This is a genomic window from Microbacterium sp. CFBP 8794 (assembly GCF_014841235.1).
GTDB lineage: Bacteria > Actinomycetota > Actinomycetes > Actinomycetales > Microbacteriaceae > Microbacterium.
The window spans coordinates 46988-62827 of the sequence record NZ_JACYTT010000003.1 but is presented as its reverse complement, the minus strand read 5'-3'; the positions used below and the strand labels follow the sequence as shown (position 1 = coordinate 62827).

General features: G+C 65.7%; 11 protein-coding genes. 6 read left to right on the top strand and 5 right to left on the bottom strand.

Features of this window, described 5'->3' with window-relative positions; genetic code table 11:
- The first annotated feature begins 107 nt into the window (after positions 1-107).
- The 4 genes from IFU19_RS07735 (at position 108) to IFU19_RS07720 (ending at position 8672) form a co-directional block, all read left to right on the top strand.
- A complete protein-coding gene (locus IFU19_RS07735; protein WP_192013379.1) occupies positions 108-2984 on the top strand; it encodes an aminotransferase in 2877 nt (958 codons plus the stop codon).
- A 63-nt stretch (positions 2985-3047) separates the two neighbouring features.
- On the top strand, positions 3048-4067 hold the full coding sequence (locus tag IFU19_RS07730; RefSeq protein ID WP_191916416.1) for an agmatine deiminase family protein: 1020 nt from the start codon (positions 3048-3050) through the stop codon (positions 4065-4067).
- A gap of 555 nt (positions 4068-4622) precedes the next feature.
- Entirely contained in the window at positions 4623-6113 is a 1491-nt protein-coding gene (locus tag IFU19_RS07725) for an MDR family MFS transporter (protein ID WP_342343392.1), read from the top strand.
- A gap of 21 nt (positions 6114-6134) precedes the next feature.
- Positions 6135-8672 (top strand): excinuclease ABC subunit UvrA, encoded by a 2538-nt coding sequence (locus IFU19_RS07720; protein WP_192013378.1) that lies wholly within the window; start codon positions 6135-6137, stop codon positions 8670-8672.
- On the opposite strand, the gene IFU19_RS07715 is transcribed toward IFU19_RS07720, so the two are convergent.
- From IFU19_RS07715 to IFU19_RS07705, 3 genes are all read right to left on the bottom strand, one after another.
- Positions 8650-9414, bottom strand: a complete 765-nt coding sequence (locus IFU19_RS07715; protein ID WP_191916833.1) for an ATP-binding cassette domain-containing protein — start codon at positions 9412-9414, stop codon at positions 8650-8652. The genes IFU19_RS07720 and IFU19_RS07715 overlap by 23 nt on opposite strands.
- A 2-nt stretch (positions 9415-9416) precedes the next feature.
- A complete protein-coding gene (locus tag IFU19_RS07710) occupies positions 9417-10382 on the bottom strand; it encodes a FecCD family ABC transporter permease (protein ID WP_441004771.1) in 966 nt (321 codons plus the stop codon).
- A gap of 85 nt (positions 10383-10467) precedes the next feature.
- On the bottom strand, positions 10468-11556 hold the full coding sequence (locus IFU19_RS07705; RefSeq protein ID WP_191916831.1) for an ABC transporter substrate-binding protein: 1089 nt from the start codon (positions 11554-11556) through the stop codon (positions 10468-10470).
- 153 nt (positions 11557-11709) lie between these two features.
- Between IFU19_RS07705 and IFU19_RS17010 the strand changes: the two genes are divergently transcribed.
- Positions 11710-12726 (top strand): 2Fe-2S iron-sulfur cluster-binding protein, encoded by a 1017-nt coding sequence (locus IFU19_RS17010; protein WP_192013377.1) that lies wholly within the window; start codon positions 11710-11712, stop codon positions 12724-12726.
- Here IFU19_RS17010 and IFU19_RS07695 read toward each other — a convergent pair whose 3' ends face one another.
- Entirely contained in the window at positions 12727-13329 is a 603-nt protein-coding gene (locus IFU19_RS07695) for a DUF5134 domain-containing protein (protein WP_191916767.1), read from the bottom strand.
- A 57-nt stretch (positions 13330-13386) separates the two neighbouring features.
- Here IFU19_RS07695 and IFU19_RS07690 point away from each other — a divergent pair, with 57 nt between their 5' ends.
- Positions 13387-14835: a PepSY domain-containing protein gene (locus IFU19_RS07690; protein ID WP_192013376.1), complete on the top strand. Its 1449-nt coding sequence runs from the start codon at positions 13387-13389 to the stop codon at positions 14833-14835.
- Between the two features lie 23 nt (positions 14836-14858).
- Here IFU19_RS07690 and IFU19_RS07685 read toward each other — a convergent pair whose 3' ends face one another.
- Positions 14859-15794, bottom strand: coding sequence for an AEC family transporter (locus IFU19_RS07685; RefSeq protein ID WP_191916765.1), 936 nt, complete (start codon positions 15792-15794; stop codon positions 14859-14861).
- Positions 15795-15840 lie beyond the last annotated feature (46 nt).

Below are 15840 nucleotides of genomic sequence, written 5' to 3'. Positions count from 1 at the left end.
TCCGCTCGTCGTCGTCGTCGCCCGCGACGCGGCGGGCGCCGTCGCCGGCGCCGTCGCGACCACCCCGCACGCCTCTCTCTGACATCCCGAGTCTCCGAGGAATCGACATGACCACCGACACGACCGCCGTCTTCGACTACTTCTCGCAGGTCGATCTGCCCACGCCCACGCTGTCCGACGACGAGGTGCGCCGCCTGTTCGCCGACGTCTTCGGCGTCGAGATCGACGTGCACGCCCTCGGCAGCCAGCAGGATCAGAACTTCCGCGTGTTCCCCCGGGGCGAGAGCGATCCGCTGGGCGTGTTGAAGCTCAGCAACCCCGTCTTCAGCGCGGCCGAGATCGACATGCAGGACGCCGCGGCCGCCCTCGTGGCCGAGCGCAGCCCGCACGTGCGCATCCCCCGGATCGTCGAGGGTCCGCGCGGCGTCCTGTCCGCCTGGTGGGAGTCGTCGCAGGGCCGCATCCATGCCCGCGTGATCGAGAACATCTCGGGCCGCACCCTGAACGGCTCCGGGTACCTCTCCCCCACCGTCGTCGCGGCGCTGGGCGCGCTCTCGGGCGCCGTGAGCCTTTCGCTCGCCGACTTCACCCACCCCGCCAGCGGCCGGGTGCTGCAGTGGGACCTGCGGCACGCCGGTCGCGTCATCGACACGCTGCTCCCCCTCGAACCCGACACCGAGGTGCGGGGCGTCGTGCAGCGGGCGTCCGACGCCGCCCGTGCGGCGCTGGCCCCGGTGGCCGACGCCCTGCCGGTGCAGGCCGGGCACTTCGACGTCACCGACGACAACGTGCTGCGCGCCGACGGCACGGTCGTGCCCGACGCGGTCATCGACTTCGGCGACGTGTGCACGTCGTGGCGCGTGGGTGAGATCGCCACGACCGTGTCGTCGGTGCTGCACCACGACGGCGCCTCCCCCGAGTCGGCGCTCCCCGCCATCCGCGCGTTCGACGAGCTGCGCGATCTCACCGACGACGAGATCACGGCGCTCTGGCCGCTCGTCATTTTGCGCGGCGCCGTGCTCGTGCTCAGCGGCCGCGCCCAGGTGCGCCTCGACGACGGGAACGCCTACGCCACCGACGGACTCGACCGCGAGTTCCGCATCCTCGTGCAGGCGGCATCGGTCCCCCTCCCGGTGATCACCGCCGTGACGCGCGCCGCCCTTGGTCGCCCCGCGCTCGACGCGCGCGGCTGGACGGGGCAAACCCTGCTGCCCTTCGCCTCGCCGCGCGTGGAACTCGACGCCTCGACCGAATCGCCCCTGAACGACGCGGGAGCCTGGCTCGATCCGTCGACGCTGGATGCCGCGGCCGTCGACGCCCTCGACGCCGGTGCCGCGATGGTCACCGTGCCCGCCGGGCGCGCGCAGCTCACCGGCACCGTCGCCCCCCTGCCGTCGACGACGGCGACCATCCCGACGGGCGTCACGCTCTGGCTCGCCGAGCCGACCCCGCTCGCCCCCGGTGAGATCACCGTCGACGGCGACACGCTCACCTGGACCTCGGGCGACGAGACGGTGATCGTCAGCGGGGTGCCCGAGGACTCGGCATCCGGAATCCTGCCCGCGCGCACCCGCCTCGTCGTCCGGCGTGCAGCCGACGGCGCCGTGCCGCCCGCGCGCGTCTCGCCCGCCCTCGCCGCGGCATGGCGGAACGTCGTCGGCGACCCCGGCGAGGCCCTCGGCATCCCCACCACGATCCCAGCCGACGACGACGTGCTCGCCCGGCGGCACGAGGTGCTCGCCGAGGTGCAGGAGCACTACTACTCCGCTCCCCCGCGCATCGAGCGCGGCTGGCGCGAACACCTCATCGACGTCGACGGACGCGTGTACCTCGACATGGTGAACAACGTCGCATCGGTGGGCCACGCCCACCCGCACGTCGTCGAAGCGGGCTCGCGGCAGATGCGCCTGCTCAACACCAACTCGCGCTTCCACTACCGCGCGATCACCGACTACGCCGACCGCCTGGCGGCGACGCTGCCCGACGGATTCGACACGGTGTTCCTCGTCAACTCCGGCTCCGAGGCCACCGACCTCGCCCTCCGCCTCGCGATGGCGGCGACCGGCCGCCCCGACATCGTCGCGATGCGCGAGGCGTACCACGGCTGGACCTACGCCAGCGATGCGGTGTCGACCTCGGTCGCCGACAACCCCTTCGCCCTCGACACGCGCCCCGCGTGGGTGCACACCGTCGACGCGGCCAACTCGTACCGCGGCCGGCACCGGGGGACGGATGCCGAGAACTACGCCCCCGAGGCCGTCGCCGTCATCGACGAGCTCGCGGCATCCGGTCGCGCGCCCGCGGGATTCATCGCCGAGACGTACTTCGGCAACGCCGGCGGCGTGGCCCTGCCCGAGGGGTACCTCACCGACGTCTACGCCGCGATCCGTCGCCACGGCGGCCTCGCGATCGCCGACGAGGTGCAGGTGGGCTTCGGCCGCCTGGGCGAGTGGTTCTGGGGCTTCCAGCAGCAGGGCGCCGTACCCGACATCGTCGCGGTGGCGAAGTCGATCGGCGGCGGGCACCCGCTCGGGGCGGTCATCACGCGCCGCGAGATCGCCGACCGCTACCGCACGCAGGGGTACTTCTTCTCATCCACCGGCGGCTCCCCCGTCTCATCGGCGATCGGCCTGGCCGTGCTCGACGTCATCGAGCGGGAGGGCCTGCAAGAGAACGCGCGCGTCGTCGGCGCGCACCTCAAGGGCCGCCTGGAAGAACTCGCCCAGACCCACCCGATCATCGGCACCGTGCACGGCTCGGGGCTGTACCTGGGCGTGGAGTTCGTGCGCGACCGCGAGACCCTCGAGCCCGCTTCGGCCGAAACCGCCGCCATCTGCGATCGCCTGCTCGAGCTCGGCGTCATCATGCAACCCACCGGCGACTTCCAGAACGTCCTCAAGATCAAGCCGCCGCTGGTCATCACGCGCGCCTCGGTAGACGTCTTCGTCGACGCCCTGGATCGCGTGCTGACCACCGGTTTCTGACCGACCCCTCCGCGCGACCCGCGCGACCCGACCCGACCGACCAAGGAGCACGACATGTGGCGCATGCCCGCTGAATCCGCCCCGCACGAGCGCACGTGGATGGCGTTCCCCCGCGAGGGCATCACCCTCGGCGAGGGCGCCGAGACGCGTGAAGAGGGCTACCGCGCCTGGACCGACGTCGCCCACGCCGTCGCCGAGTTCGAACCGGTGAGCATGGTCGTCGACCCCACCGAGATGGCCCGCGCCCGCCGCATGCTCGACTCGTCGATCGAGATCGTCGAGGCCCCGCTCGACGAGTTCTGGATGCGCGACATCGGACCGACCTTCGTCGTCGACCCCGACCGCCCGGGAGTCCTCGGCGCCGTCGACTGGATCTTCAACGGGTGGGGCGCCCCCGACTGGGCCGAGTGGCAGACCTCGGCCGGCATCGCCCGCGTCGTCGCCGAGCATCTGGGCGCCGAACGCATCGACTCGCTGCTGGTGGCCGAGGGCGGCGGACTGCACGTCGACGGCACCGGCACCGTGCTGCTCACCGAGACCGTGCAGCTCGACCCCCGCCGCAACCCCCACGCCGACCGCGCCCGCGTCGAGGCCGAAATGGCGCGCACCCTCGGTGCGACCGACGCCATCTGGCTCTCGCGCGGCCTCACCCGCGACTACGACGACCTGGGCACCAACGGCCACGTCGACATCGTCGCGACCTTCGCCTCGCCCGAGCACGTACTGCTGCACGAGCAGACCGACGCCGCGCACCCCGACTTCAAGGTCTCACGCCTCATCCGCGGCGAGCTCGAGACCGCCTTCGCGCGACTCGGTCGCACCGTCGCGATCACCGGGGTGCCCGCGCCGACCACGCTGCGCGACGACCACGGGTGGGTCGACTGGAGCTACATCAACCACCTCGTCACCAACGACGGCGTCGTGCTGTGCGGCTTCGGCGACGAGGCCACCGACGCGCGCGCCGTCGAGATCATGGCCGACGCGTACCCCGGGCGGCGGGTGGTCACGGTCGACGCGCGTGCGATCTTCGCCCGCGGCGGCGGCATCCACTGCATCACGCAGCAGCAACCGCGGGTGGGCTGACCGGGCGGGGATGGGGCGCTGGTTCTGCGCCGAGCTCGACACGTCGCCGGGGCACCGCGACGTCGCACAAGAATGACGAAGGCCCCGAATCCGTGAGGATTCGGGGCCTTCGTGGTGGCGGTGACGGTGGGATTTGAACCCACCAAGGAGCACCTTCCAGCGGCACCCTCGAGCACAGCTTCCTTGTCATTCCGCGGTTCCTGACCTTTCAGGTGCGCACCTCAATCGGGGCGATCTTTCGCCGAACTTTCTCACTCTTTACCCACGATCAACGACGCAGCGGCATGTGATGAGCTTCGACATCAGCCCAGGAATCGAAGTCTCACCGTGGCAGCATCTGCCCGAGTCCGCCGTGGATCGAACGCGCGTTCCTCGACGAGACACGACCGTCTACAACGAACTCCGCATCCGACTCACCTCTACGCCTTGTAGAATAATCTGGATCGGCGGACACCCGTTCGCGCATTGCAGACCGGAGATGACGAACCACGGATTTCCGGCAGCTAGCTCGGAGCGTTCTCGTGGATCGTCGCCTCTCAAGGACAGGTAGAGGCCGTGGATGTAACCCAGAAAGACGCCGGAAGTGGCGTGACCTCCGAGAGCAACCGCGTCATCTGGCTGTTGCTCGGAGCGGCTTTCGTTGCGATTCTCAACGAGACGACGATGGGTGTCGCGATTCCGCATCTCATCGACGACCTGGGCATCACCGCGGTCGCTGCACAGTGGTTGACCACCGCCTACATGCTGACGATGGCGGTGGTCATCCCCACAACGGGATTCCTACTCCAGCGCATCACGACGCGCTCCGTTTTCGTCCTGGCGATGGGCCTCTTCACTCTGGGCACGCTGATTGCCGTAGTCTCGCCCGGATTCGAGGTGCTCCTCGTGGCACGAGTAGTGCAGGCATCCGGTACGGCGATCATGATGCCACTCCTCATGACCACGATCATGCGATTGGTTCCCACCTCTACTCGAGGTCGGATGATGGGACGCGTCAGCATCGTCATGTCTCTAGCTCCCGCTATCGGCCCGACAATGTCCGGGCTGCTCCTCGATACGGCCGGTTGGCGCTGGATATTCGGCGTGGTACTGCCCATCGCCATCGTTGCACTGGTGGTCGGCGCGCGATGGATTCACAATGTTGGCGAGACCTCCAAGGTGCACATCGACGTGCTTTCGGTGGTTCTCTCCGCTCTGGGATTTGGTGGGCTCGTGTTCGGCCTCAGCCAGGTTGGTGGATCGACGGCGCATGGCGAAGGCGCCATAGAGGACATGGCCGCTAACTCAGTGGCGACCTTCACGCTCATCGCATCGTTCGGCATCGGCGCCATCGCGCTCGGCTTGTTCGGGTGGCGACAGATCAGGCTGCAGCGCACGAACGACGCCCTGCTCGACCTCAGCGTGTTCCGGTCCGCGAACTTCTCTCTCTCCATCGCTCAGATGGGGCTGCTGGCGCTCGGCTTCTTCGGCACCATCACGGTGCTTCCCCTCTATATGCAGACAGTTCTCGGGAGTTCGGCGCTCGAGACGGGGCTCGTCGTCCTTCCTGGCGCACTTGCGATGGGACTTGCCGGACCGTTCATCGGGCGGGTTTACGATGCACGGGGTACGAGGACTCTGCTGATACCGGGTGCAGTCATCGCGAGTGCGATGCTCTGGATCTTCACGACCTTCGATGAGTTCACACCGGTATGGGCTATCGCCGTCGTGCAGACTGTGCTGTCCATGGGTCTCGCGCTATCGTTCACCCCCTTGTTCACTGCTTCCCTCGGATCTCTGAGCCCACAGTTCTACTCGCACGGATCCGCAGTGCTCGGCACCGTTCAGCAAGTGTCCGGCGCAGCCGGAATCGCGTTGATGATCACCATCATGTCGGCGGTCTCCGCGAGCGAGGTCTCTAGGGGGGCGAGCGCGTTGGCTGCAAGTGCGTCGGGCGCGCAAGCCGCGTTTACGCTGGCCGCCGTTGCGTCTCTTCCTCTGATCGCTGGGGCGATGTTGATCCGGAAGCCAGAAGACTCCATCATCGAGCCGCCCGTAGGCCACTAGCACTCGGTGCGGTACATTTCGATGATCGAGCACGCACCGCGCCAGGACCCCGACCTTCCGATGGTCACCGAGATACGTGGCGCCCGCGTCCACAACCTGAAGAACATCGATGTGGATGTTCCCCTACGACAGATGGTGGCAATCGCCGGCGTCTCGGGATCAGGAAAATCCTCGCTGGCAATGGGTGTCCTGTACGCGGAGGGGTCGCGCCGCTACATCGAAGCCTTGTCTACCTACACCCGGCGGCGAATGTCCCACGCAGCACGAGCGTCCGTGGATTCCGTGCGGCACGTGCCCGCGGCACTGGCGCTTCGTCAACGGCCCAGCGTTCCCGGCGTTCGTTCAACGTTCGGCACGTCCACGGAGTTGCTCAACGTCCTGCGAATCATGTTCTCCAGGCTCGGCGAGCACCTCTGCCCCAACGGACATCGACTCGGTCCCACCATTGACGTCGCCGCAAACCGAGATCTGGTCTGCCCCGTGTGCAACGCGACCTTCTCTCCACCGGGAGCGGAGTCGCTCGCGTTCAACTCGAGCGGCGCATGCCCCTCATGCTCCGGCACCGGCGTCGCGCGCGAGATCGATGACGATGCGCTGGTTCCGGACATGTCGAAGACCATCGCCGACGGCGCGGTCGTCGCCTGGAGCATGTTCGGCCTCACGGTCATGCCGCAGGTCGTCGCAGAGATGGGGGTGCGCACTGACGTCCCATACTCGGCGCTCACCGGCAGCGAGCGAGAGATCGTGATGAACGGCCCGCAGGCTAAGCGGCACATCGCGGTCCGTTCGAAGAACGGCAAGCTCTTCGAGCTGGACTTCACCTATCGAAATGCGCGACGCGCTGTGCAGGAAGCTCTGAGCAATGCGACCAGCGAGAAGGGTCTCGCCCGGGTTAACAAGTTCATCACCACCCAGACCTGCAGTACCTGCCACGGCACCCGGCTCAGTGAGGAAGCGCGCGGAACGCACGTGGGCGGATTCGATCTCGCCGAGATCGCGGCGATGAGTCTCGACGAGAGCGTCAGCTGGGTAACCACTGTCGCCGACGCGCTCCCCGCGGACATGCGTCCCATGGCTCATCTCATCGTTGATCAGTACGGGCAGATGGCGCGCCGGCTCATCGAACTCGGTCTCGGCTACCTACAGCTTGACCGCACCAGCTCCAGCCTCTCGACCGGCGAGCGACAACGCGTGCAACTTGCGAGGGCAGTGCGGAACGAAACGACGGGGGTGCTGTACGTTCTCGACGAACCTTCGGTGGGCCTGCACCCAGCCAATGTGGATGGCCTCCTCGGGGTGATCCGCGACCTGCTTTCAGACGGAAACTCGGTCGTCCTCGTCGACCACGACGTACAGATTCTCCGGGAAGCGGACTGGATCATAGAGGTCGGGCCGGGCTCGGGCACGAACGGAGGATCCCTCGTCACCTCTGGCACTGTGGCCGACGTGAGCGCGAATCGCAGATCTCTCATCGGCGGTTTTCTGTCTGGTCGCGAACCGGTTGTCGTGCGTCAACGCAGCCCCGAGGAGAACATTTTCGACCGAGGGCGCATCACTCTCCTCACTACTCCCATCCATACAGTTCACGCCCTTGACACGAGTGTTCCCCTGGGACGAATCACGGCCGTCACGGGCATGTCAGGGTCGGGCAAGACCACTCTCGTCCTCGACAGTCTCGTCCCCGCGCTTCGCGCTGCGTACGAATCCCATAGCCTGCCCGAGCATGTGGCCGCCGTGGAGGCGCCAGGGATCCAACGGGTGAACGTCGTCGACTCCACGCCCATAGGCACGAACGCTCGATCGACCATCGCCACCTACAGCGGCGTGCTCGACGAGCTACGGCGCGCTTACGCTGCAATGCCCGAAGCAGTGGCGAAAGGACTCGCCGCGGCAGACTTCTCTTACAACACCGGGTCGCTGCGTTGCCCGAGGTGCGAGGGCACCGGACATGTCGTGCTCGACGTGCAATTCCTGCCCGATGTGGACATCCCTTGTCCCGACTGTCACGGGAGTCGGTATTCACCGCACGCCCACACTCTCATCCGCCCTGCAGCAGGAGGCGACGCGCTTTCACTGCCGAAACTGCTCGAGCTCACCGTTAGACAGGCCGCGGAGCGGGTTCCCGATCTACCCAAAGTCCGCACCAAGCTGCAGACGCTGATCGATCTAGGGCTCGGGTACCTCACACTCGGGGAGAACACTCCGGCACTATCGGGCGGAGAAGCACAGCGCCTCAAGTTGGCCACTGAGCTCTCCCGCAATCAATCTGACACTCTGTTCGTGCTCGATGAACCCAGCATCGGATTGCATCCTCTCGACACGCGAGTGCTCTTGGACGTGCTCGAGCGATTGCGCTCGAGGGGCGCCACCGTGATCGTGATCGAGCACGACCTCGACGTGATCGCAAACGCCGACTACGTCATAGACATGGGCCCTGGCGGAGGAACATCCGGCGGACACATCGTCGTATGCGGCACGCCCGAGCAGGTGGCGAGTTCTTCCGCCAGCGCCACTGGTCGATACCTTGCGGCGGCGCTCAACGGTCAAGCGGCGCCGTGACGACGAGCGAACGTCCGGTCAGAGGATGTTCTATCACTCGTGATCGGCATCCGAACACCTCTTCGGTAAGCTCCGTCGTCAACACCTCCACGGGACGACCCGCGGCACGGATCTCCCCTTTATGCATGACCACCAGATGATCTGCGTGGGCGACCGCATGGTCCAGGTCATGGAGGACAACAATCCGCGTCAGAGCGACAGAGTCGAGCAGCGCGAGTAGTTCGTGTTGCGCGGTGACATCGAGATGGTTGGTGGGTTCATCGAGAAGAAGCACGGCTGCGTCTTGCGATAGGGCCCGCGCCAGCAACACACGCTGCCGCTCGCCACCGGAGAGCGTGATGTACTGCCGGTCGAGGAGGTGTCCGGCTCCGCACTGCGAGAGCATTCTGCGAGCTATGTCCCGGTCTGCGGCAGATTCGGACATGTACCACTTCTGATGCGCATGACGACCGGTGGCGACGATGTCACGGACAAGAAGGGATTCGTTGGCCGTTTGATGTTGGGTGACCACAGCGCGCAGCCGTGCGGCCGCGCGAGGTCTGATGGTCGCGACATCCGTCTCCCCCATGAGCACCTGCCCCGAGTCGGGCGTGAGCGCACGGTACATGGCCCTCAGAACGGTGGACTTCCCTGAGCCGTTCGGACCGACGATCGCCGTGAAGGAGCCTTCTGGGATCTCAAGGTTCATCCCGTCGATGAATCGGTGTCCACCGAGGCTGATCCCGAGGTTCTCCAGCCGCACCCTCACGATCGGCCGCCGGAGGATCGCATCAGCCAAAGGAAGAAAGGGCCGCCGATAAGTGCAGTGAAGATGGTGAGCGGGTACTCGTTGGGGCTTCCGATGGTGCGGGCTATCAGATCGACGATGATCAGAAAGAGCGCACCGGCGACCGCGGTCACCGGCAGCAGCCGCCGGTAGTCCGCTCCGACGATCAGACGCATCGCGTGCGGGATGATCAAGCCGACGAACCCCACTCCTCCCGCGACGCTCACTGCCACAGCGGTAAGCACGGCTGAGGTCAGAAGGAGACCGAGCCGAAAGGTCCGCAAATCCACCCCCACGGCAACCGCGTCGTCATCTCCGAGGGCGAGCGCATTCAAGCCCCGCGCTTGCGTGAGCAGCCATCCGCCCGCCAGCACCAACGTGACCGCGGGGATGAGCAAGGTCTCCCACCGCGCTCCGCCGACGCTGCCCATCATCCAGAACAGCATCCCGCGAATCTCTCCAGGCTCAGCGTGCAGCTGCGCGAAACTCGTACCGGACATCGCCACATAGCCCAACGCGACACCCGAGAGCACGAGTCGCATGTCGGTGAAGGAACCGGAGCGTTGAGCGAAGGCGTACACGAGAGCTAGGACAGCGATCGCACCCGCGAAGGCGGCGGTCGAGGTAGTGAGGCCGAGGAGCGCCCCCGAGCCGAGGGTCATTACTAGCACCGCGCCGAGGGAGGCGCCGGACGAAACCCCAATGATGTACGGGTCGGCGAGGGGGTTGCGCAGCAGCCCTTGCAGAGCAGCGCCAGCGAGCGACAGGCCCGCTCCGACGACCCCCGCCAGGAGCACACGAGGAACGCGCAGCTGCCACACGATCTTCTGGTCCAGCGGATCTACCGCGCTCAGGTCGCCCGTGAGATTTCCCACGACTGTGCCGATGACGACCGAGGGGCTCAGGTACACGCTCCCGATCATCACGGCGAAAACCGAGGCCACTACCGTGGCGATCGCCAGCGAGACCAGCCATGCGGCGAGCGACCTGCGGGGCTTGGCCGTCCGGGCAAACCCCGCAGCCCCGGCGCTAGAAGGCGTCAGGATGAGCGGCCTCCGCGATCTTCTCGATCGCCTCGGCGTTCGTCGGCCCCACGTACACCCCATCAGAAACGCTGACGTAGTTGTTCGTCTTGGCTGCGTCCCACTCTGGATACTCTTCGAACAGCTTTGCGGCCTCCGCATCGAGATCCTCGTCCCGCATGAATCCCACGATCACAAGCAGATCTACGTCTGCAGATGACAGATGTTCCGGGTTGATATTGAGGGACGATCTGAGATCGAGCCCGATGCCGTCGAGCGATCCCGTGGTTCCGGCCCGGGCGAGAAGGTCATCGAAGATTCCGCCCAAGAACACGGCGGGCATGCCGCTCGGCATCATCATCGACATCGAGGGAACAACGATGAGCGCCTTGGGCTTGTCGAGTCCCTCCACCGCGGCCGACACCGCGTCGATTCGAGCTCGACGGTCGGTTACGAGCGCTTCCGCTTCGGCCTGCTTATCAAAGACATCGCCGACCAGGGTGACGAACTCGAACGATGACTCGACGGTGGCATCTTCCAGCGCCACGATCTCGGCGTCCGTGGGATTCTCTTTGCCCATCGCGCAGTTGGCGGGGCTGACGAGCGTATTGATGCCGAGCTCTGCCAGCTCTTCCCGCGAGGCCTGCCCCATGCTGGGATCGAATCCTCCAGAGGCAGTCGCGATCACCAGGTCCGGCTTGAGCGCAAAGAGCTGCTCGGCGGGAATCTCGAAGAGGCCCGCCATCTCCACGTCACCGGTGGGAAGGGCGTCGATTTTCTCGACCATGTCCGGGTGATCGGAGATTCCATAGTTCTGAGCGTTCGCCAGGATCGTGTCCTCGAGCCCGAGCAGGATAAGAGTTTCCACCTCGGCAACGGACATGCTGTTCAGAAGCACGACACGGGAAGGCTTTTCGGTGAAGGTCTGCTCGTATCCGCAGTTGTCGACGGTGAGCGGGTACGCCGTCGAGCCTCCGGCTTGGGCGTCCCCTTCGACCTCGGCAGTCGGAGCGGGGGCCGCGGAACAACCGGCGAGGACGCCAGCCACGACGACCGCGGCGAGGGTCGCAGCTGCGCGAGATCTTTGTACGGGCATGGGTGAGCCTTTCCTGGGAGTCGAATCACCTTTACTCTACAAGATGCAGAGTAATTAGGACCATCCACCCCCGCTCCGACCTCACTGGAACTCGGCATGTCGTAGAGTTAATCACGCCGACGGTCCCGCCGGCATGAAGGGGAGGACTCGATCGTGACGCTCTGGCGCCCGCGCAGAACAAACGCGGGAACGCAACGCGTGCAACGCTCCATTGAGGAGCGACAGCTCGTCCGCGTCACCGCGACCTCGCTCGTCGCCGAGGCGACCATGCTCCTCCGCCTCGAGCCCGTCGGCCCCCAGCCGCTCGCCCCCTTCAGCGCCGGCGCGCACATCGACGTCCATCTGGGCGACGGCATGACCCGCCAGTATTCGTTGATCGGCGCGCCGGGCGCGAGCGATAGCTATCTGATCTGCGTTCGGCGCGATTCTCGAGGACGTGGCGGCTCTATCGTCATTCATGATGACGTCTCTTCGGGCGCGCGGCTTCAGATCTCCCCACCGCGAAACACGTTCAGCCTGATCCCCGATACGACGGCTCTGCTGCTCGGCGGCGGGATCGGCCTCACTCCCCTCGTATCGATGGCCGAGACTCTGCACGCCAACGACGCGGAGTTCGAGCTTCACGTGTATGCGCGATCCGCAGCCGCGTTGCCTCTTCGCGAACACCTTCTCGAGCGGCCGTGGGCAGATCGACTGCACACCCACTTCAGCGAGCAGGGCGACTCGTTTCGCGCCGCCGCCCCCGCGGCGTTGAGCGCCCCCGACCGCCGCCGGATGATCTACGTGTGCGGCCCAGAGGGGTTCGTCGAACTCGCGCGACGCCGTGCATCGACGTCCGGCTGGGGCAATGATCAGGTGCGGAGCGAGCAGTTCACCGTGGGCAACGTCGTTCGTGACGCCGACAGCTCGTTCGACGTCGTGGCGACATCGACCGGCGAACGGATGACGATCTCGTCTCATGAGTCGATCGCGGACGTGCTCGAGCGTCACGGCTATGAGACGTACCGTTCGTGCGGTCAGGGCTATTGCGGGTCGTGCGTGATGGCCGTGAGGTCCGGGAACCCAGACCACCGGGATGCGTCTCAGACCGCACAGGAACACATCTCCGGCGGTCTGATCAACGTCTGCGTCTCTCGGTCGCTCAGCCCAGTGCTCGAACTCGAGGTGTGATCAGACGTTCATGAGCACCAGCATGATCCCCATTCCCGCCGACATCGCCGCGTAGCAGAGATCGTGCCAATGCCGGTTCCGGCGAAGGAGAGCCAAGATCCACCACAGTGCCGCCAATGCACTGACGATCACGAAGATGCCGTTCACGACATCGGCCCACACAGGCGTGCTGGTCGGCAATCCGGAGTCATCACCGCCGTGATGATGATGCGCCGAGGATTCGTCGCCACCGACGATCATCCCTGCCATCAGCAGCGGCATGGCCAGCACCATCCAGATCATGGCCGCATTCATGGTGATGTGGCCGAGTGCCGACACGCGGTTCGCGACACCACCGGTGGCGAGGGCTGGAGTCAACGCTGCCGCGAAGATCGCGAAGATCGCGACCTGAGCCCAGTTGGCGGCATCGATCATGGGCACCCACACCATCAAGATCATGGCGATGCTCATCACCAGGTGATTCACGTGGATGACGGTGTGCTCCGTGAGCGAACCATCTGCACGCCTCGCTTGCCCACGATGTGCCGCAAGGTCGATCGCACACCACAGACCAGTGGCAGCAAAAAGCGCGGTGAGAATGAGGTCCCAAGGAGAGGTCAGCACCCAGGCAGTCTATTACTACACTGTGTAGAGATAATCCACGTTCACAAGGGAGCTGCCGTGACCACGACCGAAACCGCATCGACGCCACCGCCGCCCGCCGACGCCGCAAGGTCGACATCGGCGCCCCCTGGGCGCCGGACGAATTGGTTCGGCGCCTTCTGGAGATGGCACTTCTACGGTGCAGTCATCGTGATCCCCGTTCTCTTCGCACTATCGGTCTCGGGTATGACTTACATGTTCCGAGCCCAGGTCGACGCGTGGACGCACCCCGGGGTGCTCACCGTCACCGTTCCCACCGAAGCTGATCGACTCCCCCTATCCGACCAGGAATCGGCCGTGCGCGCAGCATTCCCGGATCGCGAGGTCCTCTCGGTCACCGACAACTCCGGCGACCGAGCGACTGTCTTCGTTACGGAGGACGCCACAGAGAGCCGAAACGTCTACGTCGATCCCTACACGGCAGCAATCACGGGCGATCTACACCTGGACGACCTGGTCTCAACGTGGGCCGAGCGCGTTCATGGGGATCTCCTCCTGGGCGACGGCGAGGTCGGCGATCGTATCGTCGAGCTCGGCGCTAGCTGGGCCATCGTCCTCACGATCACGGGGTTCATCCTCTTCTTCACCGGACGAAGGCCCCGCAGCATCGCCGTGCGCAAGAAAGTCAAAGGTTCTCGACTTCGCCAAGCGCACGCGATCGTCGGGCTACCCGTCGGGCTCGGCATCCTCATGCTGGTCGTGTCTGGCCTCCCGTGGACCGGGGTCTGGGGCAACCTCGCGTCGAGCATCGCTTCCGGCTCGTCTGACTCGCTCTGGGGCGACGACCCCGGCGCGGAGTCGACGGTGAAGGAGCAGATCGAGGCGAGCAACGGATCCTCCAGCCCCGCCGGCTGGGAGATTGCGGACCTTCCGACCGCGAACAGCACAGGCAGTGGAACACCGATCTCGATCGACTCTGCAACCGCCGCCGCGCGGGCAGAAGGAGCACCGGAGCCGTACTTCGTCACGTACCCGGAGGGTGTGACTGGCGTGTACAGCGTGTACGGCTACCAGTGGGCGAACAACGGCAACCCGGCCGAGTCCGATGTCTCGCTGCAAAAGACGGTGCACGTCGACCAGTACAGCGGGGATGCGCTCGAGGTCTACAGCTATGACGATCTCTCGCTGCTATCCAAAACCGTCGCGAACGGCATCGCCATCCACGAGGGGCGTCGGTTCGGGCCGATCAACATGCTCCTGACAACACTCTTCTGCCTCGCCGTGATCTTCATGTGCGTCTCAGCGCCGATGATGTGGTGGAGCCGCCGCGGAAATGCATCGGGACTCGCCGCCCCCCCGCGCCCGGTTGCCCATCGTCGCCAATCGGATCCTGCTCGTCGCAGTAGTCGCTCTCGGGTTCTTCCTGCCGCTGTTCGGCCTGTCGGTGCTGGTGATCCTTGCCATCGACCACTTCTTGATCCGGCGCATACCGGCGGCTCGGAAGTACTTCGGCTCAGTGTGATGTGACAGCGGCGCGTTCGTCGGGTCATTCACGCCGTCGGCGTGAACGACCCGACGAACGCAAGCAACGCGGGAATCGAGACAATCGAGAGCACCGTCTGCACGCCTGTGATCGTCGCCATCAGCCGGGCGTCACCACCCATCTTGGTTGCGAGGATGTACGCACTCGGCGCCGTCGGCACCGCACAGATCAGAACGACGACGAACAGCTCGACCCCAGACACGCCCAGCCACGCCGCGAGGGCCCCGGCGCCTAGCGGCAGCGCAACGAGTTTCAGCGCACTGGCAAGAGCCACATCCACGAGATCTCTCCGCTCGAAGGTGAGTCGCAATGCCGCGCCGGCGATGAGCGTGCCCGCCGCGAGGGCGGGCGCTGACAACAGGGTGAGCGACGAACTCAACACCGTCGGCAAGGGCACCTGGAGCACGTTGAGCCCGGTCCCCGCGAGGCACGAGAGGATGAGCGGGTTGAAGGCGAGGTCGCGCCACACCCGGGGCTTCCTCACGGCCGCGTCCACCCTTCCGCAGGAGGAGAGAACGCTCACACAGATGATGTTCACCAGCGGGACAACAATCGCGCTGGCAATGGCGAACACGGCAACACCGGTCGCACCGTGAACTGCGGAGGCAAAGATCAACCCGATGTAAGTGTTCACACGGATAGAACCCTGGACCAGCGATGTCACCTGTGGCCCATCAGCTCGAATCGCTCGCCCGAGCGCAAGTGCAGACGCCGCGACAACGACGATCGGCGCGACCAGGCAGACAAGCAGCGAGCCCACCGGCACCACGTCGAGATCGGCGCGAGAGATCGAGGCAACGAAGAGGGCCGGGGTGAACACCCAGTAGGTCATCCACGACAAGCCGCTCCAGAACTCGGGGTGCGGGAGAAACCATCGACGCACGATGCTCCCCCCGGCCAACAGAAGAAGAATTGGCACGATAGCGACAATGACCACATCCACACCGCCGACTCTGGTGCAATGGGTTTATGCAGTTCAACCATGACAA

Coding starts and splice junctions, on each gene's coding strand:
- IFU19_RS07720 (WP_192013378.1), top strand. CDS start 6,135: ATGATCGAGCACGCACCGCGCCAGGACCCCGACCTTCCGATGGTCACC.
- IFU19_RS07730 (WP_191916416.1), top strand. CDS start 3,048: ATGCCCGCTGAATCCGCCCCGCACGAGCGCACGTGGATGGCGTTCCCC.
- IFU19_RS07705 (WP_191916831.1), bottom strand. CDS start 11,556: ATGCCCGTACAAAGATCTCGCGCAGCTGCGACCCTCGCCGCGGTCGTC.
- IFU19_RS07735 (WP_192013379.1), top strand. CDS start 108: ATGACCACCGACACGACCGCCGTCTTCGACTACTTCTCGCAGGTCGAT.